The sequence below is a fragment of the Streptomyces nidicola genome, from assembly GCF_050106155.1.
GTDB lineage: Bacteria > Actinomycetota > Actinomycetes > Streptomycetales > Streptomycetaceae > Streptomyces.
In genome coordinates, this window is the sequence record NZ_JBNBPI010000001.1 from 3,337,344 (window position 1) to 3,362,529 (window position 25,186).

The window sequence follows — 25,186 nt, forward strand, 5'->3', positions numbered from 1 at the left end:
CATCCGCAGCAGGACTCGGCAGCCGCACACCTCAACAGTAGGCCGCAGAAGGCTTCCACGGGCACCAGACGGACGCGCCCGGGCACGGTTGCCCGAATGACCCCGGCGTTCCGTCTGCGTCTGGTATGCGCCGATCGGGTGACCCTCGGCCGCTACTCGGCGGTCTCCTGCTCGGCGGGAAGCGCCGCCTCGCGGGCGGCCTCCGGCCCCTGTTCCAGCAGGACGGCGAACCCGTCCTCGTCCAGAACCGGAACCTTGACCTGCATGGCCTTGTCGTACTTGGAGCCGGGGTTGTCCCCCACGACCACGAAGGACGTCTTCTTGGAAACGGAACCCGTGACCTTGGCGCCCCTGGTCTGCAGGGCCTCTTTTGCGCCATCCCGCGTGAAGTTCTGCAGCGTTCCGGTGACCACGACCGTGAGGCCTTCGAGGGGGCGCGGGCCCTCGTCCTCACCGGCCCCTTCCTCCTCCATCCTCACACCGGCCTCACGCCATTTCCGCAGGATCTCCCGATGCCAGTCCTCGGCGAACCACTGCTTCACGGACGCGGCGATGATCCCACCCACGCCGTCCGTCGCGGCGAGCTCCTCCTCGGTGGCCTGGTCGATGCGGTCGATGGAGCGGAACTCGCGTGCGAGCGCCTCGGCGGCGACCGGGCCGACGTGACGGATCGAAAGGCCGTTGATGACCCGGGCCAGCGGGCGGCTCTTGGCCGCCTCGATGTGCTCCAGCATCGAGACGGCGTTCTTGCGCGGCTCTCCCGCCTTGGTGGCGAAGATGTCCGCGATCTTCTCCTCGCCCGTCTTCGGATCACGCTTGGGCAGTCCGCTGTCCTGGTCGAGGACGTACGCCTTGATGGGCAGGAGCTGGTCCATCGTGAGGCTGAAAAGGTCGCCCTCGTCCGTGAGCGGCGGCTGCGCCGGCTCGAGCGGGCCGGTGAGCGCGGCGGCGGCGACATACCCGAAGTTCTCGATGTCCAGGCTCTGGCGGCCGCCCAGGTAGAAGAGGCGCTCGCGCAACTGGGCCGGGCACGTGCGGGCGTTGGGGCACCGGAGGTCGATGTCGCCCTCCTTCATGGCCCGCAGCGGGGTGCCGCACTCGGGGCACTCGGCGGGCATCACGAACTCGGTCTCGCTGCCGTCCCGCAGGTCGGCGACGGGGCCGAGGATCTCGGGGATGACGTCACCGGCCTTGCGGATGACGACCGTGTCCCCGATGAAGACGCCCTTCTTCTTGACGATCTCCTGGTTGTGCAGCGTCGCGAACTCGACCTCGGAGCCCGCCACGGTGACCGGCTCCACCTGCGCGTACGGCGTCACACGGCCCGTGCGGCCCACGCCCACGCGGATGTTGAGCAGCTTGGTGTTGACCTCTTCGGGCGGGAACTTCCAGGCGATGGCCCAGCGCGGGGCGCGCGCGGTGGAGCCGAGGCGGCCCTGGAGACGGATCTCGTCGAGCTTGATGACCGCGCCGTCGATCTCGTGGTCCACGGAGTGGCGGTTCTCTCCGTAGTACGCGATGAACTTCCGTACGCCTTCGAGGTCTTCGACCACCTTGCTGTACTTGGTGGTCGGCAGGCCCCACTCGCGCAGCAGGTCGTACGCCTCCGAGAGGCGGTCGATGTCGAAGCCCTCGCGGGCACCGATGCCGTGCACCACCATGTGCAGCGGGCGGGTCGCGGTGACGCGCGGATCCTTCTGACGCAGCGAACCCGCCGCCGCGTTACGGGGGTTGGCGAAGGGCTTGTCGCCGGCCTCGACGAGCCGGGCGTTCAGCTCCTCGAACTTGTCCATGGGGAAGAAGACCTCGCCGCGGATCTCGACGAGCGGCGGGATGTTGTCGCCCTTCAGGCGGTTCGGGATGTCCGAGATCGTGCGGACGTTGGACGTGATGTCCTCGCCGACCCGGCCGTCCCCGCGCGTGGCCGCGCGGGTCAGCCGCCCGTCCTCGTACGTCAGGTTCACCGCGAGGCCGTCGATCTTCAGCTCGCACAGGAAGTGGTAGCCCGGCGCGCCCACGTCCTTGGCGACACGGTCGGCCCAGGCCGCCAACTCGGCGTCGTCAAAAGCGTTGTCGAGCGAGAGCATGCGCTCGCGGTGCTCGACGGACGTGAACTCCGTCTCGTACTGGCCCGCGACCTTCTGGGTCGGCGAGTCCGGCGTGCGCAGCTCGGGGTACTTCTCCTCCAGCGCCTCCAGGGAGCGCAGGAGCTTGTCGAACTCGGCGTCGGAGACGACCGGAGCGTCGTTCACGTAGTACCGGAAGCGGTGCTCCTCGATCTGCTCCGCCAGCTGGGCGTGCTCGTCCCGCTCCTTGGCGGGCACCGTGCCCTCGCTCTGCAGTTCGTCAGCCACCGTCTCGTCCTCCCGTTCGCCTTCGTCCACGGTCACTCAGGGTTGTCCGCGAGTGATCTCGCCGCCCGGACACAGTGGGCGAGTGCCGCGCGGGCGTACGCGGGCGAGGCACCCGCGAGTCCGCACGACGGCGTGAGCACCACCGAGTCCGCGAGGGAACCCGGATTCAGCCCCAGCCTGCGCCACAGCGTCCTGACACCCATGACGCTACCGGCAGGGTCTGACAATGGGCCGTCCACGCCCGGCACGACACCCGCGACGAGTCGCAGGCCGGCCTCGACGGACTCCCCGATCACGTCGTCGTCACGCTCGGTGAGCAGCGAGAAGTCGAAGGAGACCGCGTCCGCGCCGGCCCGGCGCAGGAGGGCGAACGGCACGTCGGGGGCGCAGGAGTGGACGAGGCGCGGCCCGTCCTCGAGCACGGAGAAGACGTCGCGCAGCGCGCCCTCGACGATCTGCCGGTCGACGGCGCGGTGCGTGCGGTACTCGCTGGCGGTCTTGATCTGCCCGCGCAGCACGGCGATGAGGGAGGGCTCGTCGAGCTGGAGCACCAACTGGGCGCCCGGCACCCGGCGGCGTACGTCGGCGAGGTGCTCGCGCAGCCCCTCGGCCAGGGACGCGGCGAGGTCGCGGCACGCGCCGAGGTCGGAGAGGGCGGCCTCCCCGTTCCGCAGCTCCAGGGCGGCGGCGAGCGTCCACGGCCCGACGGCCTGCACCTTGAGCGGGCCCTCGTAGCCCTGCGTGAACTCCTCGAGCGCGTCGAGGTCCTCGCCGAGCCAGGACCTGGCGCGCTTGGTGTCCCGGCCGGGCCGGTCGCCGATCCGCCAGCCGCTGGGCTCCACGCGCGCGTACAGGTCGACCAGCATTCCGGCCGTACGGCCGATCATGTCGGCGCCGGGGCCGCGCGCGGGCAGCTCGGCGAGGAACGGCATCCCCTGCTCGGGCCCCTCGAAGCTGCCGGTCACGGTCTTGGCGGCCTCGCGGGCATCGCCACCGGGCATCGAGCCGACGCCCGTGGCCGGCCCCCACCTGAAGTCGCTCTTGTCAGTCACCCAGGAAGGGTACGTAACGCCGGCCGCCGGGCGGGCGGCGCCGTCAGCGGCCGGGGCGGACCGTCAGGTCGTTGACCTCGGCGTCGCGCGGCAGGTCGAGGGCCATCACGATCGTCGTGGCCATGGACTCGGGGTCGATCCAGCGGGACTCGTCGTACTCCTTGCCCTCCTGGTGGTGCACCTTGGCCTGCATGGGGCTGGCGGTGCGGCCCGGGTACACGGAGGTGACCCGCACCCCGTTGCCGTGCTCCTCCTGGCGCAGCGAGTCGGCGAGCGCCTTGAGGCCGTGCTTGGAGGCGGCGTACGCGGACCAGTCGGCGTTGGCGTTGAGTCCGGCGCCGGAGTTCACGAAGAGCACGTGCCCCTGGGCGAGGCGGAGTTGGGGCAGGAAGTGGCGGGTCAGCTCGGCCGGGGCGATGAGGTTGACGTTGAGCTGGTGGCGCCACGACTTCGGGGTGAGCTCGCCGACCTTGCCCAGGTCGACGACGCCGGCGATGTGCAGCAGCGAGTCGATCCGGTCGGGCAGCGTCTGGTGCGAGAAGGCCCAGGACAGCTTGTCCGGGTCGGCGAGGTCACCGACGAGCGTCTTCGCGCCGGGGAACTCGGCGGCGAGCTCCTTGGCGCGGCCCGCGTCGCGCGCGTGGAGATAGATTTCGTCGCCGCGCTCGTGGAGGCGGCGGGCGACGGCGGCGCCGATTCCGGAACCGGCGCCGGTGATCACATGTGTAGCCATGCCCGCCATGCTCGCACTACTCGATGCCGCGCGACTCCTCAAGGTAGGCCATCGCCCCGACCGGCTCCTCGGCGAAGAACACGAGGTCAGTGAGGGGAATCGGCAGAAAACCCTCGTCCTCCATGCGCCGGAACTGCTCCTTCAGACCGTCATAGAAGCCCGCGGAGTTGAGCAGCACGATCGGCTTGTCGGTCTTCCCGTGCTTCTTCAGCTCGAGGATCTCGGTCGCCTCGTCGAGCGTCCCCGTGCCACCCACCATGATCACGACGGCGTCGGACTTCTCCAGGAGCAGCGCCTTGCGCTCCGCGAGGTCCTTGGCGATCACCATCTGGTCGGGCTCGGCGACGACGCGCGCCTTGGCCGCGAGGAAGTCCACGGACACCCCGGTGAGCCGCCCACCGGCCTCCGCCACCCCGTCGGCGACGACCTTCATGAGCCCACTCTCCGAACCGCCCCACACGAGCGTGTGCCCACCCTTGCCGAGCAGCTCGGCGAATTCACGGGCGGGCCGGGTGTAGCGCTCGTCGAGATCGGCGGCGGAGAGAAAGACACAGATGTTCATGCCATCTACCGTACGACCCGCCACTGACAGCCGGGCCGCCCCGTCACCGGCCGCCGAGCGGCACCCGACGCGCGACGTGGGCGACCGGGTTGCCCGCGCCGAGGGCGAGCGCGGCGTCCTTGATGGCGGCCGGGCCGTGGAGAGGCGGCTGCCCGAAGTCCGTGACGTCGTAGACGACGTCTGGGGTGAAGAGCTCGTCCAATCGATCCAGTTCGCCGGAGTCGATCAAGTGGCCGTGCAGAGAGAGCAGTTCGGTGATGGCGAGCCGGTCGGTGGAGTCGAGTGCCATGGCGATCCTCTCGTAGACCTTGATCCTTCCAAGAGCGCGGCCGCGACGGGAAGAACCCGTGCGCTGTGAGCGCTGGCACACGTATGACTCAAGGACACACGATCACGGTCGAGCAGGGTTCCGAGCGGGTGCGGGTCGTTCATGGAGGGCAGGTGCTTGCCGAGAGTTCGCGGCCGCTGGTGCTCAAGGAGACCGGTTGTCCGGTGCGGTACTACCTGCCGCCGGAGGACGTACGGACCGAGCTGCTTACGCCCTCGAACACGACTACGCACTGCCCCTTCAAGGGCGACGCCTCCTACTGGTCGGTGCCCGGTGCGCAGGACCTGGTGTGGGCGTATCCGGAGCCGAAGGCCGAGGTGGCCGCCATCAAGGACCATCTGTGCTTCTACGAGACGCAGGTCGACGCCGCGTAACCACGCGCGCGTGGTCGAATGAGGAGGTACGGCAGAGCAGGACGGAGGGTGAGGCGGACATGGCTCACGGAGACGGGCAGCAGGACGTTCCGACGGGTGGGTTCGGCGGTCCCCCGCCGCCGTTCGCTCCGGCGCCCCCGCCGCACCCACCGGCGGCTCCGCCGCCGCCCGCTCATCCGCCGCAGTTCGCGCCCGGCCCCCCGGCGGCGGCCGCCGGTCCCGAGTTCGTGGCCGCCGACAAGCACAACGGCATGGTCGTGGACGCGGACGGGCTGCACTTCGAGCAGGGGCCGCACGCCATCGACCTGCCGTGGACGCACGTGCGGACGGCGCACTTCCAGCCGATGCCGTCCGGGGTGTTCGTGACGGCGGCGATGGTGGACGGCGCCGTCTACACGTGCGCGGTGCAGGCCCGGAAGAAGGCGCAGGCGTCCGAGTGGTGCGGTCAGCTGGGTGCCGTACTGCAGTACTACCTGCAGGGGCGGGCCTAGGACCTGTCCTAGGCGACCGCGGCGACCCGCTCCGTAGTGGCGATCGTCGCCGAGCCCACCACGCGCGTGCCGTCGTACAGCACGATCGCCTGGCCGGGGGCGACGCCGCGGACGGCCTCGGTGAAGCGGACCTGGAGTTCGTCGTCCACCAGCTCCGCCGACACCTCGGTCTCGCCGCCGTGCGCGCGCAGTTGGGCGGTGTACGTGCCGGGCCCGGAGGGCGCCGCGCCGCACCAGCGGGGCTTGATGGCGGTGAGGGCCGTCACGTCGAGGGCCTCCGCCGGGCCCACCGTCACCGTGTTGTCCACCGGGGAGATGTCCAGGACGTAGCGCGGCTTGCCGTCGGGGGCGGGTCGGCCGATGCGCAGGCCCTTGCGCTGGCCGATCGTGTAGCCGAAGGCGCCCTCGTGGGTGCCGAGCTTGGCGCCCGACTCGTCGACGATGTCGCCCTCCGCCTTGCCGAGCCGGTTCGCGAGGAAGCCCTGGGTGTCGCCGTCGGCGATGAAGCAGATGTCGTGGGAGTCGGGCTTCTTGGCGACCGCCAGGTCGCGGCGCTCGGCCTCCGCGCGGATCTCTTCCTTGGTCGTCTCCGTGTCACCCAGCGGGAACATCGCGTGGGCGAGCTGCCGGTCGTCCAGGACGCCGAGGACGTAGCTCTGGTCCTTGGCCATGTCGGCGGCGCGGTGCAGCTCGCGGTCGCCGTTCCCGTTGACGATGACCTGCGCGTAGTGCCCCGTGCAGACCGCGTCGAAGCCGAGGGCGAGCGCCTTGTCGAGGAGCGCGGCGAACTTGATCTTCTCGTTGCAGCGCAGGCACGGGTTCGGCGTGCGGCCGGCCTCGTACTCCGCGATGAAGTCCTCCACCACGTCCTCGCGGAAGCGGTCGGCGAGGTCCCAGACGTAGAACGGGATGCCGATGACGTCGGCCGCGCGGCGCGCGTCGCGGGAGTCCTCGATGGTGCAGCAGCCGCGGGCGCCGGTGCGGAACGATTGCGGGTTCGCCGAGAGCGCGAGATGCACGCCGGTCACGTCGTGGCCCGCTTCGGCGGCGCGGGCCGCGGCGACGGCGGAATCCACGCCGCCGGACATGGCGGCGAGGACACGGAGGGGTCGGGCCGCCTTCTCGGGGCCCGCGGAGCGCTGCGGAGTCTGGGAAGTCATAGCACTAACAGGGTACGGGCCCGTGGGAACCGAATCGCTCGGATATGCGTTGTGGATCTCGTACGGGACTGACGGGGGCGTCATATGGGGAAGCAGGGTGCCGGCTCGGGGAAGGGCCGCGGCGGGGACCGGGACGGCGGGATCAGCCGGCGGACCCTGATCATCGGCGGGGCCGCTTCGGCCGTGGGCGTCGGGCTGCTCGCGCGCGGTGATCTCGCCCGCATGTGGTGGCAGATGCCGGGGGTCGACAAGCCGCGCGAGGCCGGCGCGGTGGACTTCAAGGGCGCGGAGTGGGTGGCCGCCGCGTCGGCGAACTGGCGGCGGGCGGACCGGCCGGACGACTACACGATCGACCGGGTGATCATCCATGTCACCCAGGGCAGTTACCAGGGCACCCTGAAGGTCTTCAAGGACCCGTGGCACGGGGCGGCCGCGCACTATGTGGTCCGGCAGGACGGGCACATCGCGCAGATGATCCGAGAGCTGGACGTCGCGTTCCACGCGGGGAACCGGGACTACAACGAGCGCAGTGTCGGCATCGAGCACGAGGGCTTCGTGGACCGGCCGTCCGATTTCACCGACGCGATGTACGAGTCGTCCGCGCGGCTCACCGCCCGGATCTGTCGGCGCTACGACATACCGGTCGACCGGGAGCACATCATCGGGCACGTCGAGGTGCCGGGCACCGACCACACCGACCCGGGGCCGAACTGGGACTGGGACCGGTACATACGCCTGGTGAAGGCGGCGTACGAGCGGGCCGGCGCCGCGAAGGCCTGACGGCCTCGGGGCTACGAGAGCCCCGCCGACCGCGCCCGCTCCACCACAGGACCGATCGCCTTCGCCACCGCTTCCACATCGGCCTTCGTGGTGGTGTGGCCGAGGGAGAAGCGGAGCGTGCCGCGGGCCAGGTCCGGGTCCGTGCCGGTCGCGAGCAGGACGTGGCTGGGCTGGGCCACGCCCGCGGTGCAGGCCGAGCCCGTGGAGCACTCGATGCCCTGCGCGTCCAGGAGAAGGAGGAGCGAGTCCCCCTCGCAGCCGGGGAAGGTGAAGTGGGCGTTGGCGGGCAGCCGGCCGCCGGGGGCCGGGTCGCCGCCGAGGATCGCCTCGGGGGCGGCCGACCGGACGGCGTCGACCAGGGCGTCCCTGAGCGTGCCGATCTCGCGGGCGAACCACTCGCGCTGCTCGGTCGCGATCCGGCCGGCCGTGGCGAAGGCCGCGATCGCGGGGACGTCGAGCGTGCCGGAGCGGACGTGCCGCTCCTGCCCGCCGCCGTGCAGTACGGGGACGGGGGTGTACTCACGACCGAGAAGGAGGGCGCCGATGCCGTAGGGACCGCCGACCTTGTGGCCGGACACGGTCATCGCGGCGAGCCCGGAGGCGGCGAAGTCGACCGGGATCTGCCCGTAGGCCTGCACCGCGTCGGCATGCAGCGGGATGTCGAACTCCCCTGCCACGTCGGCCAGTTCACGCACCGGCTGGATCGTGCCGATCTCGTTGTTGGCCCACATGACCGTGGCGAGCGCGAGGTCGTCGGGGTTCCGCTCGATCGCCTCGCGGAGCGCTTCGGCGTGCACCCGCCCGTACGCGTCGACCGGCAGGTACTCCACGGTCGCGCCCTCGTGCTCGGCGAGCCAGTGCACGGCGTCGAGCACGGCGTGGTGCTCGACGGGGCTGGCGAGGACCCGGGTGCGGGCCGGGTCCGCGGCGCGGCGCGCCCAGTACAGGCCCTTGACGGCGAGGTTGTCGGCCTCGGTGCCACCCGAGGTGAACACGACCTCGCTGGGCCGGGCACCGAGCGACTCGGCGAGGGTCTCGCGGGACTCCTCGACGGTGCGGCGGGCGCGGCGCCCCGCGGCGTGCAGGGACGAGGCGTTGCCGGTGACGGCGAGCTGGGCGGTCATCACCTCGACCGCCTCCGGGAGCATCGGAGTGGTCGCGGCGTGGTCGAGGTAAGCCATGGTGGGCTCGATTCTACGAGCCCACGTGCGCGCACCCGACGGTCAGCCCGTAATGCTCCAGGACATCGTGCCGTCGGCGGCGATCAGGGCGCCGAGCACGACGAGGTCGGCGACGCCGAGACCGAGCCCGAGAAAGGCGCGGCCGCGCCGCTCGGTGCCGCGCCACAGGGCGACGGACGCGAGGACGATCGAGACGGGGCCGAGGAAGACGTTCATGACGAGCAGCCCGACCAGGCCGAGGACGAACGAGGCGACGGCCATGCCGTCGGCGTCCCGCCGCCCGGCGGAGCGGGCCTGCGTCTGCGGCTCCGCGGCGTGCGGCTCCTCGGTGCGCGGCTCCGTGGTGCGAGGTTCTGTGGTGCGCGGTTCTGCGGTGAGTTGCACGGTGATACCCCCTGAGAGCGTGAACTGCTGAGCGTGAACTGCTGACGGTTCAGTGCTGGTGCCTGCGGCGCGCGTGGCGCTCGCGGACCGCGAAGACGGCCAGCCAGACACCGATGACGGCGGCCGCGACGAGCGTGACGGGCAGCGGGGCGTGGGCCACGGTGCCGAGCGCGAAGCCCAGCAGCAGAAGGGCCGCTACGAGGAACAGCATGGAAGCCTCTCGAAAAGTTGGGTTACAACTGTTCACTGACTACCGAGTCTAGCTCGCGACTCGACTTCCCCATTACAGAGAACAGTTGTTAACTGGATGACATGAGTCACACGTGCGGCGTCCGTCAGGCGCGGAAGCAGAAGACCCGACAGGCGCTCCTGGACGCGGCGTTGGAGCTGCTGGAGGACCAGAGCCTCAGCAGCCTCGGCCTGCGCGAGGTGACGCGCGCCGTGGGCGTGACCCCGACCGCGTTCTACCGGCACTTCGACAGCACGGCCGAGCTCGGAGTCGCCCTGGTCGAGGAGGCGCTCGGCAGCCTGCACGCGGTGATACGCGACGCGCTGACGGCGACGTGGGACAGCGACGAACGCATCACGCGCACCATCGAGCTGATCGCCCGTCATGTGCACGCGTACCCCGCACACGTCCGGTTCATCGCGCGCGAGCGGCACGGCGGCGTGCAGCGGGTGCGGGAGGCGATCGGCGCCCAGCTCACGCAGTTCGCCGACGAGGTGTGCGAGGCGCTCCGCCACGACCCCGAAGCGGCGGGCTGGAGCCAGGAGGATCTGATGATGCTCGCGAATCTGTACGTCGATCACATGCTGGTGACGGCATCGCTGCTGCTCAGCACGGACGCCGAGGACTTCGGGCGGGTGGCGCGACAGGCCGAGCGGCAGCTGCGCCTGGTGAGCATCGGCCGAAAGCACTGGCTCGACGTGTCATGACCAACTAGCGTTACGGTCATGACAGCAGCCGACTGGAACCTCGACCGAAGCTTCTCCAGTTCGTCCGGCGAAGTCCGCTGGACCGTTCTCGGCCCGGCCGACGCGCCGCCCGTCGTCCTCGTCCACGGCACGCCGTTCTCCTCGTACGTCTGGCGCGCCCCGGCCCGCGCACTCGCACGCCAACACCGCGTCCACGTATGGGACCTGCCCGGCTACGGCGTCTCCGAGGCGGGCCCGGACCAGGACCTCTCGCTCGACACCCAGGCCCGCGTCCTGACCGAGCTGCTCGACCACTGGGGCCTCGCCGACGGCCGGGCGGAACAGCTGCCGACCGTCGTGGGCCACGACTTCGGCGGCTGCATCGCGCTGCGCGCACACCTGGTGCACGGCGCGGCGTACGCGCGCCTCGCCCTGGTCGACCCGGTGGCCGTCCGGCCGTGGGGCTCCCCCACGTACCGGCTGCTCGGTGAACACTCCGACGTGTTCCGGCAGTTGCCGCCCGACCTCCACGAGGCGCTCGTGCACCGCTACATCGCCTCCGGCAGCCACCACGGACTGCACCCCGAGACGCACGCGCGTGTGGTCGCGCCCTGGCTGACCGAGGCCGGGAAGGAATCCTTCTACCGGCAGATCGAGCAGAACCCGCTGTGGGCCGCCACCGACGACATCCAGGACCGCTACGGGGAGTTGGACCTGCCCGTACTCGTCTGCTGGGGCGCCGAGGACACCTGGATCCCGGTCGCGCGGGCGCACGAGCTGGCCAAGCTGATCCCCGGCGCCGAGCTGCGGATCATCGAGGGCGCCGGGCACCTCGTCCAGGAGGACGCGCCCGCGGAACTCGCCGCCGTACTGGGCGAGTTCCTGCGTTCGTAAAGCCCTCGAACCTCAGCTCAGCCGCACGCGCGCCAGCTGGCGCGACTGGGCCACCAGGCGGTCCTTCGCGTCCCAGATCTCGGCGTCCTCCTCCAGGAAGCCGCCGGCCAGGTTCCGCGTCGTGATCGACACGCGGACGGGTCCCGGGGCCGGGCGGCAGCGCACGTGGACGGTCAGCTCGACCGTCGGCACCCAGCCCTTGAGGCCCATCTCGAAGGCGGTGGGCGGCAGCGCGTCCACCGCGAGCAGCAGCGACAGCGGGTCCATGTCGCGGCCGTCGGCGAGGCCGAACCAGGCGCGCATCTCGCCCTTGCCGGACGGCGCGCCGAGTGCCCAGCCCAGCGTGGCCGGGTCGAGCTTCAGGTGCAGCCGGTCGGAGATCGCGGAGCTGCCGGGCACGGGCGGCGCGCCCTCGGGGGCGTCGCCCGCGCCGAAGCACTGCTCGGCAGACGGCATGACGGGCGCCTCTGCGCTCGTACGCACATCGTCGGGGAGCGCGTCCAGGTCGCCGTAACTGGCGATGACCCGGATCCGCTCGACCTCGCTGCCGTCCTCCGCGAACTGGAAGAGGGAGGCCTGCCCCGTGGAGAGGGTGCGGCCGGCGCGGGCCACATCGGTCCTGATCACGGCCGGACCCGGCGCCGACGCGGTCAGATAGTGCGCGGAGATCGTGAACGGGTCGTCGTGCGGCAAGGCGTCCGCGAGGGCGCGGCCGAGCACGGCGAGGAGGTAGCCGCCGTTGAGGGCGTTGATGATCGTCCAGCCCGCGGAGAGGTCGATGTCGTAGACACCGGGTTCGTCCGCGCGCCGGGTGACGGCGGTGTCGCGGTCGAACTCGCTGTCGCCGATGACGGCCGGGCGACTCTGCGTGGATACTGCGTCTGCCATACCCGGAAACGTACAACAGGTAATTACTGAGCGGTAGCTTTCCCCGCGCCCCAGTCCCCGGCTACGGCGTCTCCTCCATCACATCCACCCCCGCCGACCTGCGGTTCCAGGCGCGCGGGGCCCGCCAGTGGAAGCGCATCGCGAGCAGTCGCAGAACGAACGCGGTGAGGACCGCGAGGGCGCTGGTGAAGCCGTTCAGGGCGTCGAGGTGGATGCACAGGACGACGATCCCGGCGCCGACCATCGCGGGCACCGCGTAGAGATCGCGGTCCCAGCGCACGAGGGACGGCACCTCGTTGGCGATGATGTCGCGCAGCACACCGCCGCCGACCGCCGTGGCGAGGCCGAGCGCGGCGGACGCGGTGAGCCCGAGCCCGTAGTCGTACGCCTTCGTCGTGCCCGTGACGCAGAACAGGCCGAGGCCCGCCGCGTCGAAGACGTTCACCGCCGTCTGGGTGCGCTCGACCTCCGGGTGCAGGAAGAAGACGAGCGCGGCGGCGACCAGCGGCGTGACGAAATAGCCGAGGTCGACGAACGCGGCCGGTGGCACGGCGCCGATGACCAGGTCCCGGAAGACCCCTCCGCCCAGCGCGGTGACCTCGGCGAGCGCGGCGATCCCGAAGACGTCCCAGTTCTTGCGGACGGCCATCAGGGCACCGGAGATCGCGAAGACGAAGATCCCGATGAGGTCGAGCCAATGCTGGACGGAGGGGGTGAACAGTTCCTGGAGCACGCGACATTCTTACCCGTCGCGCCCGCAGGGGCCCTACAGGCTGGGCTTGCCCGTCGTGAACAGCCAGGTGTCGAAGAGGTCGTCGAGCTGTTGACCCGAGACCCGTTCGGCGAGGGCGATGAAGTCGGACGTCTGGGCGTTGCCGTAGCGGTGCAGCTTGGTCCACTGCGGCAGCAGCTTGAAGAACGCCTTGTCGCCGATGCGCTCGCGCAGCACCTGGAGCGTCATCGCGCCGCGCTGGTAGACGGCCGAGGCGAACATCGTGTCGCGCTGCGGGTCGCCGACCTTCACCTGCCAGAACGAGGAGGTGGCGGGCCGCGAGTTGTAGCCCGCGAGGAAGGAGTCGTGGGCGGAGGCGCCGCCCTTGTGCTCGGTCCACAGCCACTGGGCGTACGTGGCGAAGCCCTCGTTGAGCCAGATGTTCTTCCACTGCTCGACCGAGACGGAGTCGCCGAACCACTGGTGGGCCAGCTCGTGCACGATCGTCGACTCGGAGCGGACGGCCGAGTAGATCGGCTTGGACTGGGTCTCCAGGGAGAAGCCGGCCTGCGGCATGTCGTCGACGATCGCGCCCGTCTCCTCGAAGGGGTACGGGCCGAAGACCTGCGCCCAGTAGTCGGTGGCCTCGGCGGTCACCGCGTACACGTCGACGTTGTTGCTGTTCGCGAGGACCGGGTCGATGGCTACGTAGATGGGCGTTCCGGCGGGCGTCTTGCCGCTCTTCACGTCGAACTTGCCGATGGTGGCGGTCGCGAGATACGTCGCCATGGGCTTCGACTCGCGCCAGTGGTGGACGGTCTGCTTGCCCTTGTCGGTGTCGTACGAGTCGACGAGCCGGCCGTTCGAGACGCCGGTCAGACCCTTCGGGGCCTTGATACGGATGTCGTACGTGGCCTTGTCGGACGGGTGGTCGCTGGACGGGAACCAGGTGGAGGCGGCGTTCGGCTCGCACGCGACGAAGACGCCGTCCGCGGTCTTCATCCAGCCGTAGTCGGAGCCGAAGACGATGGGGCCGCTGAGGGGTTCGGGGACTCCGCCGTACGTGACGGTCGTGGTGAAGGTTTTGCCCTTGCCGAGCGAGGTGCGGGGCTTGACCTGTATCTCGTCGCCGCTGCGGGTGAAGTCCGCGCGTCTGCCGTTCACTTCGACCTTGGTGACGGTCAGCTTCTGCAGGTCGAGGTCGAAGGCGGAGAGGTTCTGGGTGGCGCGCGCGGTGAGGGTCGTGCGGCCGTCGAGGCGGTCGGTGTCGGGGTTGTACGCGACGTCGAGGGCGTAGTGCTCGGCGTCGAAGCCGCCGTTGCCGAGCTGCGGGAAGTACGGGTCGCCGATGCCGTCGGAGCCGGGGGTGGGGGCGGGTGCGGCGGCTATCAGGCAGAAGGAGGCGGCGGCGACGGTGAGCGCGGCCAGTCGTGCCGAACGGGAGAGTGCCATGGGGCGTCCCTTCGAGCGGGTTCCGGTGTAACGGACAGCGGAACTCTGCCGCTCGGCGGTGTGCGTGTACATGACCCTTTTGGGCCATGTACACGCCACTCGGGCGGGGTTGGCGCCCATTGCACGCTCGCGCCGCGCCGGACGCACGTCACGGGGCTCCGCCCCGGACCCCGCGCCTCAATCGCCGGCGGGGCTCGAAATGTCGTCCGCCGGAGGCTCAGGCTTCTTCGACTCGACCGACTCCGGAACCGTGATCACGTCGATCGCCTCCTTCGCCACCGTGAGGAGGTTCGTGTCGTCCGGGGCCTGGTCCGGGGCGTTCTCCGGGTGGTGGCACGCGACCTGGTGGCCCGTGGCCAACGGGATCAGCGGCGGCTCCGTCGTCTTGCAGAGCTCCGTCGCCTTCCAGCACCGCGTGTGGAAGCGGCACCCGGTGGGCGGGTCGATCGGCGAGGGGACGTCGCCGCGCAGCAGGATGCGTTCGCTCTTGGCGCCGCGGCGCTTGGGGTCCGGTACCGGGACGGCCGAGAGCAGCGCCTTGGTGTACGGGTGCATCGGCGTCGAGTACAGGTCGTCGCGGTCCGCCAACTCGACGATCTTGCCGAGGTACATGACCGCGATCCGGTCCGAGACGTGCCGGATGACCGAGAGGTCGTGCGCGATGATCACGTACGTGAGGCCCAGCTCGTCCTGGAGGTCGTCCAGGAGGTTGACCACCTGCGCCTGGATCGACACGTCGAGCGCGGAGACCGGCTCGTCCGCCACCACGAGCTTCGGCCGCAGCGCCAACGCCCGCGCGATGCCGATGCGTTGCCGCTGACCGCCGGAGAACTCGTGCGGGTAGCGGTTGTAGTGCTCGGGGTTGAGGCCGACCTTCTCCAGGAGCTCCTGGACCGTCTTGCGCACTCCCCCCTCGGGCTTGACGCCCTGGAGCTTGAACGGGGCGCCGACGATCGTGCCGATGTTGTGGCGCGGGTTCAGGGACGAGTACGGGTCCTGGAAGATCATCTGGACGTCGCGGCGCAGCGGACGCATGCCGCCGGTGCCCAGGTGCGTGATGTCCTTGCCCTCGAACTCGACGCGCCCGCCCGTGGGTTCGAGCAGCCGGGTGATCAGCCGGCCCATGGTCGACTTTCCGCAGCCGGACTCGCCGACGACGCCGAGGGTCTCCCCCGCGCGGACGTCGAAGGAGAGCCCGTCGACCGCCTGCACGGCGGCGACCTGCCGCTTGAGCAGGCCCTTGCGGATGGGGAAGTGCTTGACCAGGCCGTCGACCCTGAGCAGCGGCTCGCCGGCCGCGGCGTCCGGAGAGGTCGTCGCCTGCTGGGGAATCGTGGAGGGCGTCATCTCGGTCTCAGTCTCGGTCTCAGGTCCTTTGGATCCTTCGGCGGCGTCCGTCACAGCTTCGGCGCAATCTCTTCGGTCCAGATCCGCTCGCGTTCGTCGGCCGACATGTGGCAGGCCGAGTAGTGGCCGGAGCCGATCTCGCGCAGTTCGGGGCGCTCGGTGCGCGTGATGTTGTCCTTGGGCACGTCCGCGTAGGGGCAGCGCGGGTTGAAGGCGCAGCCGCTCGGCAGGTTGATGAGGCTGGGCGGGGCGCCCTTGACCGGGGTGAGCCGCTCGGTCTGCTCCCGGTCGATGCGCGGCATCGACCCCAACAGACCCCAGGTGTACGGGTGTTGAGGCGTGGAGAAGACCTGGTCCGCGGTGCCGCGCTCGACGCAGCGACCGCCGTACATCACAAGGAGTTCGTCGGCCATCTCCGCGACGACCCCGAGGTCGTGCGTGATCATGATGACGGCGGAGCCGAACTCCTTCTGGAGGTCGCGGATCAGGTCGAGGATCTGCGCCTGCACCGTCACGTCGAGCGCGGTGGTCGGCTCGTCGGCGATCAGGAGTTCGGGGTTGTTGACGAGCGCCATCGCGATCATCGCGCGCTGGCGCATGCCGCCCGAGAACTCGTGCGGGTAGGAGTCGACCCGCTTGTCCGGCTGCGGGATCCCGACCCGGTCGAGCATCTCGATGGCCCGCTTGCGCGCGGTCTTCTTGTCGACGTCGTGGTGGACCCGGTAGGCCTCCACGATCTGCCGGCCGATCGAGTAGTACGGATGCAGGGCCGACAGCGGGTCCTGGAAGATCATCGCCATGTCGCGGCCGCGCAGCTTGCGCACGGTGTCCTGGTCGGCGGTGAGCAGCTCGGTGCCATCCAGCCAGATCTCGCCGCTGATCTGCGCCTTGCGCCGGCCGTACTGGCCGGTGGTGTGCAGGCCCAGGATGCCGAGCGAGGTGACGGACTTGCCGGAGCCCGACTCGCCGACGATGCCGAGGGTGCGGCCCTTCTCCAGCTTGAAGGAGAGCCCGTCGACGGACTTGACCAGGCCGTCGTCGGTCGGGAAGTGCACCTTGAGGTCCCGGACCTCGAGGAAGGAGCTGGGGGCGCCGGAGGCGGCGGTGTTGTCGGTGGGCTCACCGACCGCCGCTCCGGTCTTGTGCAGTTCGGTCATCCCAGCCTCACTCGCGGGTCGATGACGGCGTACAGAAGGTCCACGACGAGGTTGGCGACGGCGATCGCGAGGGCCGCGATGAGCGTCACGCCGAGGATCACGGGCAGGTCCTTGTTGCTGATGGCCTGGACCGCCGCGAGGCCGAGGCCCGGCAGGTTGAACGTGGACTCGGTGAGCACGGCGCCGCCGAGCAGCACGCCGAGGTCGAGGCCGAAGACGGTGAGGATCGGCGTCATCGCGGAGCGCAGCGCGTGCCGGGTGATGACGGAGGACTCACCGAGACCCTTGGAGCGCGCGGTGCGGATGTAGTCCTCGCCGAGGATCTCCAGCATGGTGGCGCGGGTGAGCCGGGCGTACATCGCGGCGTTGAGGAAGGCGAGCACGATCCACGGCAGGATCAGCGTCTCGATCCAGGTGCCGATCGAGTCCTCGGTGGAGAGCGAGTCGGCGATGTGCACCCAGCCGAGGCTGTGCACGAAGATCCCCATCGCGACCATGCCGGTGAAGAAGACCGGCAGGGAGACGCCGGCGAGGGCGGTGGTCATGGCGGCGCGGTCCCAGAAGGTGCCGCGCTTGAGGGCGGAGACGACGCCGGTGGCGACGCCGCCGATCAGCCACAGCACGCAGGCGCCGGCCGCGAGCGCGGCGGTGACGGGGAGCGCGTCCTTGATGGTGGTCCAGACGGGTTCCTCCGTGCGGAAGGAGTACCCGAAGCAGGGCGCCGCGCAGTGGGTCACGTCACTGCCGTTGGCGTAGTCGCGCCCCATCGGGATGCCCTTGACGAACTCCCAGAACTGGACGAGCAGAGGGTCGTTGAGCCCCAGTTTGATCCGGATCCCGGCGAGCTGCTCGGCTCCGGACGACTTGCCGGCGAAGAGGACGGCGATGTCCTGACCCGCCCATTTGGGCAGCATGAAGAAGATGGTGAAGGTCGCGAGCAGCACGACGAGCACCATGATGACAACGGCGAACAGGCGCCGGATGAGATAAGCAAGCACTGTGCGCGGCCCGGCGGCGGCCGTCGGCTCCTTGTGGGGGCCCACGACCGTCGCCCGGGGCCATCACCTGCCCTTCGGACTGGCGGGTTTTCGGCGGCGGAGCGGAAAGGGCCGGGAACCGGATCGACTCCGGTTCCCGGCGCGGGTGTTACTTGACGACGCCCAGGGAGGCGTAGTCGTAGCGGCCGCTGTACGCGTCGGCCATCATGGCGTTCGTCAGACGCGAACCACGCCAGGTGATGTTGTTCTCGTAGATGAACGGCATCCAGTCGGCCTGGTCGAGGATCCGCTTGTCGAGGCCCTCGTAGATCTTCCCGGCCTTGTCGGGGTCGGTCTCGGCGATCGCCTTGTCGAAGGCGCCGTCGATCTTCGGGTCCTCGATCTCGGACTCGTTGTAGTTACCGGTCTGCGAGAGGAAGCGGCTGTCCCACAGCGGCTGGCCGAAGCCCTGTCCGGACGGGAAGTCCGGGCCCCAACCGCTCATGATCATGCCGTAGCCGCGGGACTTGACGACCTTCGGGGAGCCGGTGACCGAGGCGGACTCGGCGCCGTCGAAGGAGTCGACCTCGACCTTGATGCCGACCTTGGCGAGCTGCTCCTGCAGCGCCTCGGCGGTGTCGACCTCGCCCGGGTTGTTGGTACGGGCGGTGATCTTCGTGGAGAAGCCGTTCGGCTTGCCGCACTCCTTCAGCTCGGACTTGGCCTTGGCCGTGTCCGGCTTGCCCTTGCGGGCGAGGATGCCGTACGGGTCGTAGTCCGTGTGGCCCTTGATGGACTTCGGCAGCGTCGAGTTGGCGATGTCACCACCGGCCAGCTTGCCGCCGCGCACCTGCTGCAGGCCCGCGAAGTCCGTGCCGTAGAACACGGCCTTGCGGCAGTGCACGTTGTCGAACGGCTTGGCCTTGTGCACCAGGGCGACGTAGCGGACGAACTGGGTCCGCATGTTGTCGACGTTGTCCTTGTGGTCCTGGACGGCGGTGACGCGACCCGACTGGGTCATGCCCGTGCCGTTCATGTCGACGTCGTAGTCGCCTTCCATCAGGCGCTTGTCGTTCTCCTCCAGGTTGGCGGAGATCGTCACGTCGACCTTGTCCGGGAGCGCGGCGCGGACCGGGTCCGAGGACCGCTTCCACTTGTCGTTGCGCACCAGCACGATCTTCTTGTTGGCCTTGTACGACTGGAACTTGTACGGGCCCGAGGAGAACGGCGACTGGGTGTACTTGGCCTTCGTGTCCTTGTCCTGCTTGACCGGCGAGCCGGACGGCATGGCGAGGAACTGCTCGAAGTCACCGTTGGGCTTCGGCAGCTTGAAGACGATGGTCTTGTCGTCCGGCGTCTCGATCGACTTCAGGCCGAGCTTGTCCTTGGACTTGTCCTTGTACGGGCCCTTGTACTCGCCCTTGGGGTCCAGGTTCTGCTTCAGGTACTGCGGGCCACCGGTGATGGTGTCCGTCGCCCAGATGCGCTCGATGCCGTACTTGATGTCCTTGGACGTGATCGGCGAGCCGTCCTGCCAGGTGATGCCGTCACGCAGGCTGTACGTGTACGTCTTGCCGTCGTCGGAGATCTTGCCGGGGGCCTTGGCCAGGTCGCCGACGAGCTCGGTGGACGCGGCGCCCGGCTTGGGCGCGTAGGTGACCAGTTGGCGCGTGTAGAACCGCATGAAGTCCCACGACATGCCGTAGTAGGCGCGCTGCGGGTCGGCGGAGTCCAGGTCCTGCTTGCCGACCATGCGCAGCGTGCCTCCCTTCTTCTTCGAAGGGTTGGCGATCTTCTTGTACGCGGCGTCGTAACCGGCACCCTTGGACGAGTCCTTGGAGTCGTCGTCGCTGCCACCGCCGCACGCCGTGGTCGTCACCAGCGCCGCGACCACGAGGGCGGCGCCGGCGGCAAGCCGTCGTTTCGAGGAACCTGTTGGCATTTTCTCGTAACCTCCGAGATCGCGGTCCCGGACCAAGTGCCGGAGAACCATGGAGTCAAGCCGCCTGACGTGCTGCAGGGGCAGTTCTGTGAAAGCCAGTTGGACTTGTACGGCGCTACCGGGTGCCCTTGGGATCGAGGGCGTCGCGCAGCCCGTCGCCGAAGAGGTTGAACGCGAGAACGGTGATGAAGATCGTGACACCCGGGACGATCATGAACATCGGGTCGTGTTCGTACGTCTCCAGGGCGTCGCGGAGCATGCCGCCCCAGGAGGCCGTGGGCGGCCTGACGCCCGCACCGAGGAAGCTGAGCGCCGCCTCCGTGAGGATGTTGGTCGGGATCATCAGCGTCATGTAGACGACGATCGGCGCGACCAGGTTCGGCAGCAGTTCGCGGAACAGGATGTGCCGCTTGCCACCGCCCAACGACCGTGCCGCTTCCACGTATTCGCGCTCCCGCAGGGAGAGCGTCTGCCCTCGGACGATGCGTCCGATGTACGGCCAGCCGAAGAAGCCGATGACCATGACGAGGACGGCGATGCGCACCCCGCTGCCGGTCAGGCCGAGCAGGTCGTCCGGGAGCACCGAGACCAGGGAGATGATGAAGAGCAGCTGCGGGAACGAGAGCAGCACGTCCATCACACGGCTGATCACCGTGTCGACCCAGCCGCCGAAGTAGCCGGCCATGATGCCGAACAGCGTGCCGAGCACCGTCGCGACGATCGCCGCGAGGAATGCCACGAGCAGCGAGATCCGGGCGCCGTAGACGATGCGGCTGAAGACGTCGCGGCCCTTGTTCGGCTCGATGCCGAGCAGGAAGTCGCTGCTGATGCCGCCGAGCGTGCCCTGCGGCAGGTTCGTCAGCGGGTCGAGCTTGTCCTGGTGGAACTCGTTCGGCGGGTGGCCGAGCAGGCTGACGATGAGCGGTGCGAAGACCGCGACCAGGACGAGGAGCACGACAACGATGCCACCGCCGAGGGCGACCTTGTCGCGCTTGAGCCGGTTCCAGGCGATCTGCTTGAGCGACCGGCCCTCGACCTTGCGACCTCCGTCGTCCTTGGCAGGCTCGACCGGTGCGCTCGGTTCCGCTTCCGCGCTCGTGTCGTGCAATGGTGCCGTCATCGTGGCAGGGACCCCTCTCAACCGGCGGTGACCGGCCCGCACTTGCCGCTGTGGCGGCGTGGTTCAGTCCGTCGTACACAGAGGCGAAGCCCCCTTGCTGCGGGAGTCTTCAACCTGGGCGCGATCTGTTGCCAGACTTGACGGCGAAAGGATGCCTAAACGTGATGCTGGCTGGGGTGTTCCGTTATCCGGACTGCCGTGAACGGGAGGCGGACACGGGGCAGTTGGGGTGAAGCGGACAAACGCCGGACGGGCTGGATGATTCCAGCCCGTCCGGCGTTTGAGGACATCTTTCAGTAGGTCGCGCCGTACGGCGGCGGATATCCGTACCCACCCCCGGCGGGAGCCGCATGCGCCTCACGGTCGTAGAACGGACGTGCCTGCCGCAGCCACATCGCCACCGGGTCGTACTCGTCCGACATGGCGACGGTGGACACCGGAAGGCCCTCCGGGACCGCCGGGATGGACTGCTGCATCATCGCCCGCACCGCGTCCACGGACGCCGGGGACGTGTCGTAGACGTCCAGGCCGATGGCGAGATAGGGCGCACCCAGCGTGGGCTGGACCCAGGCGCGGCGCAGCGAGCGGATCGCCGTCGTCCGATGCGCGTTCTGCGTCAGGACCGCGTAGAACTGGGGGATTTCGATCGTCGGCTCGGAGAGCCGCAGCGGACCCGCCGGCTGCCGGTCGAGGCCGCCCGCGATACGGCGCAGGTCGAGCCACGGGATGCCGACGCCGCCACCCGGCGCGTGCGGGTTCAGCCAGAGCCCGTAGTGGTCCGGGTACAGCGTGCGCGCCGCGTCGACCCCGCTCACCACCTCGTACGCCCGCGACCAGCCGGAGGCGGAGAGCTCCTGGGCGGAGGTGACGCAGGGGGCGTACGAGAAGCCGTCCACCTCCATGTTCCCGTACTGGGCGTCCGGTGATCCGGCCTGGCCGTGCCAGAGCAGCATCCAGACCTGCCCGGCCGCGGGGTCGGCGAGGGCCTTGAGGAGCGCCTCGTACGCGTCGTAGCGTCCCGGCGTCACCTGGCGCAGCATGTGCTCGACCTGTCCGGCCGCGGCCGTGCCCGACGCACTCACCCGTAACCGCCCCTTCGGCTCTTCAAATACGTCCGTGTTCCACACGTGGCCGGAAAGCGAGGCGCCGTCCGGTCACGTCATGAAACCAGCTTAAGCGGCGATACTGACACCGACTTGACGGACGCCGTCACCCTTCTCGTACGTAGAACGGCCGTACGTGTGTACGCAGCCAGTCCGCGACCGGGTCCTGCGTCACGTCCAGGAACACCAGGTTGACGGCCCAGGCCACCGGCGCCCGGCCCAGTGCCCGCCCCAGCGCGTCCAGCGGCAGGTCCCCCGCGCCGCTCGGGACGCCCACGGACTGCGACAGCTCCACGCCGATGAACAGGGACGGCTCCGCGTCCTCCACCGTCGCGAGGCAGCGCCGGGCGCTCAGCACCGTGCCGAGCGCCTCGAACTCCTCGCGCACCGCGGCCAGGAAGTCCATGGGGTCGACCTGCCAGTCGGGCTCGCTCAGCACCACGCGGCCACCCGTCGCCGGGCCGTCCAGCGGCGTGCGACCACTGCGGGCCAGTTCGGCGACGGCCGGCGGCGGCAGCGGCACACCCACCGTGCCGTCCGGGTTCACCGCGATGCCGACCTGCGGCGGAAGCCCGCGCGCGAACTCCACGGCCGGCGCCACCGTGCAGTCCATGCGGCCACCGGTGACCGCCATGAACTGCTGCTCGGAGCTGAACACGGGGACGTAGGCCTGGCCGGCGATCTCCAGGCTCGGCAGATCGAGGTCCCTGCTGGCGTTCGAACCGCCCCTGGGCAGCGGTATCCACACGTGGCTGCGGCCGAGCACCTCGACGATCCGGCCACCCGCCGAGCTCCCCGCCTCCTGGCCGAGGGCCGCCGCGAGGACCTGCTCCAACTCGTTGGCGGGCCAGCCCTGCGCGGGGTGGGCGTAGCCGCCCTCGTGCCCCTGGGCGTGACCGTGACCCGGCTCCTGGGTGCCTGGGAACTCCATGACTGCCATCAACCTCTGCTGTTCTGCCCGCTGCTGTGCCCGCCCGACCTTAACTCGTACACACATGGGGACACGGTGCGGTTCCTTCCGCTTACCGGGCGGGCACCGGTGTCCTACCGGGCAGGCACCGCGTCAGTCGCCGAACGTGATCCCTCCCAGCGCCTCCATCGCCGACCGGTCGAGCAGCACCGCCGACTCCATCCCGGCCGGCAGGTCTCCCCGCTCCGTCGAGCTGACGAGCGCGCCCACCGCGCGGCGGTGCCGGGCGAAGGCGTACCGGGACACCCCGCGGCCGCGGTCCCGCTGCCCCTCCAGGGCCGTGTCCGCCGGTACGTCGAGCAGCATCAGGTGGACGGCGGCCCCGCGCCGCCGCGCCGTGCGGATCACCCAGCGGCGCACCCACGCCTGCGTACCGCAGTCGTGCACGACGACGCTCACGCCCGAGCGCATGGCCCGGCGCAGCCCCACGTAGTGCGCGACGCGGACCAGCGGGCGGTACAGCGCGTACGGCAGGTAGCGCGGCATGCGAGCGGCCCAGCGCTCGCGGGTGTCCTGCGAATCGATCCGGATCTCCGTGACGGCCCGCCGCATCAGCGTCGACTTGCCGCTGCCCGGCAGGCCGGAGAGCACGACGAGGTCGCCCGCCGCGAACGCGAGCCTGCGCGGCGTGTGACCGCGGCGGCCGCGCAGGTCCCGCACCGAGCGCTGACCGGGGATCCGCACCCCTGCCACCACCGGCGCCGAAGCAGACACCGCATAAGCCCCCGCCACTGCCTTGTGCACCGTGATCGTCCTCCCCGCTGCGGTCACGTCACCCTTGCCCCTCAAGTGTAAAGAGAAGGTAATGCCCCTCAAGGGGTTTCCCTGTCGGACGGGCATGCAATGATGTGCGCGCAACTGCATACCGGCCGCTTGAATCCGCGCGGGAGAGTTCCGGGAACGACGAGTACCCGGACGCCGAAGGAGCAAGTTCCTCCCTTGAATCTCTCAGGCCCCGTACCGCGCGGGCGAGGCAGATCTGAAAAGTGGGGCGCCTTTGTGACACGGCGCCCCCACCCAAGGTGCAAGCCCCCTCGGGGCGAACCTCTCAGGTTCCGATGACAGATGGGGAGGACGTCTCGTACGCGAGACCCCGCCATCGCCGTCATGCCCCTGGGAGCAGACCAGCTATGACCCGCACCACCGCACTGGACGCCCTGCATCGTTCGCTCGGCGCGACCATGACCGACTTCGCCGGCTGGGACATGCCGCTGCGCTACGGCAGCGAGCGCGACGAGCACAACGCCGTGCGCACGCGGGCCGGCCTCTTCGACCTCTCCCACATGGGCGAGATCACGGTGTCCGGGCCCCAGGCCGTGGACCTGCTCAACCACGCCCTCGTCGGCAACATCGGCTCCGTCGGCGCCGGCCGCGCCCGCTACACGATGATCTGCCGCGAGGACGGCGGGATCCTCGACGACCTGATCGTGTACCGGCTCGGCGAGACCGAGTACATGGTCGTCGCCAACGCGGGCAACGCGCAGGTCGTACTCGACGCCCTCACCGAGCGCGCCGCCGGCTTCGACGCCGAGGTCCGCGACGACCACGACGCGTACGCGCTGCTCGCGGTGCAGGGCCCGACCTCTGCCGCGATCGTGAAGTCCGTCACGGACGCGGACCTTGACGGCCTGAAGTACTACGCGGGTCTGCCCGGCACCGTCGCCGGTGTCGAGGCGCTCATCGCGCGCACCGGCTACACCGGAGAGGACGGCTTCGAGCTGTTCGTCTCCCCCGCCGACGCCGAGAAGCTGTGGCAGGCGCTGACCGAGGCGGGCGCCGAGTACGGCCTCGTCCCCTGCGGCCTGTCCTGCCGGGACACGCTGCGCCTGGAGGCGGGCATGCCGCTGTACGGGCACGAGCTGACGACCGACCTCACGCCCTTCGACGCCGGTCTCGGCCGCGTCGTGAAGTTCGAGAAGACCTCGCACGGGGCTGACTTCGTGGGCCACGACGCGCTGGTCTCCGCCGCCGAGCGCGCCGAGGCCAACCCGCCGCGCAAGCTCGTCGGCCTGATCGCCGAGGGCCGCCGCGTCCCGCGCGCCGGGATGTCCGTCGTGGTGGACGGCAAGGTGATCGGCGAGGTCACCTCCGGCGCCCCGTCCCCGACGCTCGGCAAGCCGATCGCGATGGCGTACGTGGACCCCGCGCACGCCGAGGCGGGCACGGCGGGTGTCGGTGTCGACATCCGCGGCAAGCACGAGCCGTACGAGGTCGTGGCCCTGCCGTTCTACAAGCGCCAGAAGTAGCCCCCGCCCGTCCGGGCGCCCCCTCCGTCACCAGCACCTTCCCGCGTACAGGAGAATTCGCATC

Annotated in this window: 26 protein-coding genes and 2 riboswitches; of the genes, 6 read left to right on the forward strand and 20 right to left on the reverse strand. The window is 70.0% G+C overall.

Annotated features, from left to right (window positions below; all coding sequences use genetic code 11):
• Nucleotides 1-152 precede the first annotated feature (152 nt).
• From ligA to ACOKM3_RS15115, 5 genes are read right to left on the reverse strand one after another with little or no spacing between them, the layout of a single operon-like run.
• Nucleotides 153-2,354, reverse strand: coding sequence for an NAD-dependent DNA ligase LigA (gene ligA, locus ACOKM3_RS15095; protein ID WP_426900739.1), 2,202 nt, complete (start codon nt 2,352-2,354; stop codon nt 153-155).
• A 32-nt stretch (nt 2,355-2,386) separates the two neighbouring features.
• Entirely contained in the window at nt 2,387-3,406 is a 1,020-nt protein-coding gene (locus ACOKM3_RS15100; protein WP_426900741.1) for a methionine synthase, read from the reverse strand.
• A gap of 43 nt (nt 3,407-3,449) precedes the next feature.
• Nucleotides 3,450-4,148, reverse strand: a complete 699-nt coding sequence (locus ACOKM3_RS15105; RefSeq protein ID WP_426900743.1) for an SDR family oxidoreductase — start codon at nt 4,146-4,148, stop codon at nt 3,450-3,452.
• 7 nt (nt 4,149-4,155) lie between these two features.
• Complete coding sequence (locus ACOKM3_RS15110) at nt 4,156-4,701, reverse strand: LOG family protein (protein ID WP_426900745.1); 546 nt, start codon at nt 4,699-4,701, stop codon at nt 4,156-4,158.
• Between the two features lie 43 nt (nt 4,702-4,744).
• Complete coding sequence (locus ACOKM3_RS15115; protein WP_426900746.1) at nt 4,745-4,990, reverse strand: nuclear transport factor 2 family protein; 246 nt, start codon at nt 4,988-4,990, stop codon at nt 4,745-4,747.
• A gap of 83 nt (nt 4,991-5,073) precedes the next feature.
• On the opposite strand from ACOKM3_RS15115, the gene ACOKM3_RS15120 reads away from it, so the two are divergent.
• Nucleotides 5,074-5,403: a DUF427 domain-containing protein gene (locus ACOKM3_RS15120; RefSeq protein WP_426900748.1), complete on the forward strand. Its 330-nt coding sequence runs from the start codon at nt 5,074-5,076 to the stop codon at nt 5,401-5,403.
• Nucleotides 5,404-5,462: 59 nt separating this feature from the next.
• Nucleotides 5,463-5,894 carry a hypothetical protein gene (locus ACOKM3_RS15125; RefSeq protein WP_426900750.1) on the forward strand — a complete coding sequence of 144 codons (432 nt, stop codon included), beginning with the start codon at nt 5,463-5,465 and terminating at the stop codon, nt 5,892-5,894.
• An 8-nt stretch (nt 5,895-5,902) separates the two neighbouring features.
• Here the strand turns inward: ACOKM3_RS15125 and mnmA are convergent, their stop codons facing one another.
• The gene (mnmA, locus tag ACOKM3_RS15130; protein ID WP_426900752.1) at nt 5,903-7,054 is read right to left on the reverse strand and encodes a tRNA 2-thiouridine(34) synthase MnmA; all 1,152 of its coding nucleotides are present in this window, start codon (nt 7,052-7,054) and stop codon (nt 5,903-5,905) included.
• Nucleotides 7,055-7,138: 84 nt separating this feature from the next.
• Here mnmA and ACOKM3_RS15135 point away from each other — a divergent pair, with 84 nt between their 5' ends.
• On the forward strand, nt 7,139-7,834 hold the full coding sequence (locus tag ACOKM3_RS15135) for an N-acetylmuramoyl-L-alanine amidase (protein WP_426900754.1): 696 nt from the start codon (nt 7,139-7,141) through the stop codon (nt 7,832-7,834).
• 11 nt (nt 7,835-7,845) lie between these two features.
• Here ACOKM3_RS15135 and ACOKM3_RS15140 read toward each other — a convergent pair whose 3' ends face one another.
• From ACOKM3_RS15140 to ACOKM3_RS15150, 3 genes are read right to left on the reverse strand one after another with little or no spacing between them, the layout of a single operon-like run.
• Entirely contained in the window at nt 7,846-9,015 is a 1,170-nt protein-coding gene (locus ACOKM3_RS15140; RefSeq protein WP_426900756.1) for a cysteine desulfurase family protein, read from the reverse strand.
• A gap of 42 nt (nt 9,016-9,057) precedes the next feature.
• Complete coding sequence (locus ACOKM3_RS15145; protein ID WP_426900758.1) at nt 9,058-9,399, reverse strand: hypothetical protein; 342 nt, start codon at nt 9,397-9,399, stop codon at nt 9,058-9,060.
• A gap of 49 nt (nt 9,400-9,448) precedes the next feature.
• Nucleotides 9,449-9,610, reverse strand: coding sequence for a hypothetical protein (locus ACOKM3_RS15150; RefSeq protein WP_266714344.1), 162 nt, complete (start codon nt 9,608-9,610; stop codon nt 9,449-9,451).
• A gap of 101 nt (nt 9,611-9,711) precedes the next feature.
• Between ACOKM3_RS15150 and ACOKM3_RS15155 the strand changes: the two genes are divergently transcribed.
• Together ACOKM3_RS15155 and ACOKM3_RS15160 are read left to right on the forward strand one after the other, a co-directional pair.
• On the forward strand, nt 9,712-10,335 hold the full coding sequence (locus tag ACOKM3_RS15155; protein WP_426900760.1) for a TetR family transcriptional regulator: 624 nt from the start codon (nt 9,712-9,714) through the stop codon (nt 10,333-10,335).
• An 18-nt stretch (nt 10,336-10,353) separates the two neighbouring features.
• On the forward strand, nt 10,354-11,208 hold the full coding sequence (locus ACOKM3_RS15160) for an alpha/beta fold hydrolase (protein ID WP_426900762.1): 855 nt from the start codon (nt 10,354-10,356) through the stop codon (nt 11,206-11,208).
• A gap of 12 nt (nt 11,209-11,220) precedes the next feature.
• On the opposite strand, the gene ACOKM3_RS15165 is transcribed toward ACOKM3_RS15160, so the two are convergent.
• The 11 genes from ACOKM3_RS15165 to ACOKM3_RS15215 form a co-directional block, all read right to left on the reverse strand.
• Nucleotides 11,221-12,096 carry a thioesterase family protein gene (locus ACOKM3_RS15165; RefSeq protein ID WP_426900763.1) on the reverse strand — a complete coding sequence of 292 codons (876 nt, stop codon included), beginning with the start codon at nt 12,094-12,096 and terminating at the stop codon, nt 11,221-11,223.
• 61 nt (nt 12,097-12,157) lie between these two features.
• Nucleotides 12,158-12,829 (reverse strand): trimeric intracellular cation channel family protein, encoded by a 672-nt coding sequence (locus ACOKM3_RS15170; RefSeq protein ID WP_426900765.1) that lies wholly within the window; start codon nt 12,827-12,829, stop codon nt 12,158-12,160.
• A gap of 33 nt (nt 12,830-12,862) precedes the next feature.
• Complete coding sequence (locus ACOKM3_RS15175) at nt 12,863-14,260, reverse strand: M1 family metallopeptidase (protein ID WP_426900767.1); 1,398 nt, start codon at nt 14,258-14,260, stop codon at nt 12,863-12,865.
• Nucleotides 14,261-14,437: 177 nt separating this feature from the next.
• Complete coding sequence (locus tag ACOKM3_RS15180; RefSeq protein WP_426900769.1) at nt 14,438-15,607, reverse strand: ABC transporter ATP-binding protein; 1,170 nt, start codon at nt 15,605-15,607, stop codon at nt 14,438-14,440.
• Between the two features lie 50 nt (nt 15,608-15,657).
• Nucleotides 15,658-16,764 (reverse strand): ABC transporter ATP-binding protein, encoded by a 1,107-nt coding sequence (locus tag ACOKM3_RS15185; protein ID WP_426900771.1) that lies wholly within the window; start codon nt 16,762-16,764, stop codon nt 15,658-15,660.
• The gene (locus ACOKM3_RS15190) at nt 16,761-17,762 is read right to left on the reverse strand and encodes an ABC transporter permease (RefSeq protein ID WP_426906796.1); all 1,002 of its coding nucleotides are present in this window, start codon (nt 17,760-17,762) and stop codon (nt 16,761-16,763) included. Before ACOKM3_RS15190 ends, ACOKM3_RS15185 begins: the two co-directional genes overlap by 4 nt.
• 148 nt (nt 17,763-17,910) lie before the next feature.
• Complete coding sequence (locus ACOKM3_RS15195; protein ID WP_426900773.1) at nt 17,911-19,683, reverse strand: ABC transporter substrate-binding protein; 1,773 nt, start codon at nt 19,681-19,683, stop codon at nt 17,911-17,913.
• A 115-nt stretch (nt 19,684-19,798) separates the two neighbouring features.
• On the reverse strand, nt 19,799-20,803 hold the full coding sequence (locus ACOKM3_RS15200; protein WP_426900775.1) for an ABC transporter permease: 1,005 nt from the start codon (nt 20,801-20,803) through the stop codon (nt 19,799-19,801).
• 293 nt (nt 20,804-21,096) lie between these two features.
• On the reverse strand, nt 21,097-21,885 hold the full coding sequence (locus ACOKM3_RS15205) for an enhanced serine sensitivity protein SseB C-terminal domain-containing protein (RefSeq protein WP_426900777.1): 789 nt from the start codon (nt 21,883-21,885) through the stop codon (nt 21,097-21,099).
• A gap of 127 nt (nt 21,886-22,012) precedes the next feature.
• Nucleotides 22,013-22,837, reverse strand: coding sequence for an enhanced serine sensitivity protein SseB (locus ACOKM3_RS15210; protein WP_426900779.1), 825 nt, complete (start codon nt 22,835-22,837; stop codon nt 22,013-22,015).
• Between the two features lie 132 nt (nt 22,838-22,969).
• Entirely contained in the window at nt 22,970-23,590 is a 621-nt protein-coding gene (locus ACOKM3_RS15215; protein WP_426906797.1) for an AAA family ATPase, read from the reverse strand.
• A 160-nt stretch (nt 23,591-23,750) separates the two neighbouring features.
• A riboswitch (glycine riboswitch) is annotated at nt 23,751-23,849 on the forward strand.
• Nucleotides 23,850-23,951: riboswitch (glycine riboswitch) on the forward strand.
• 55 nt (nt 23,952-24,006) lie between these two features.
• Here ACOKM3_RS15215 and gcvT point away from each other — a divergent pair.
• Complete coding sequence (gene gcvT / locus ACOKM3_RS15220; protein WP_426900781.1) at nt 24,007-25,122, forward strand: glycine cleavage system aminomethyltransferase GcvT; 1,116 nt, start codon at nt 24,007-24,009, stop codon at nt 25,120-25,122.
• The last annotated feature ends 64 nt before the right edge of the window (nt 25,123-25,186 follow it).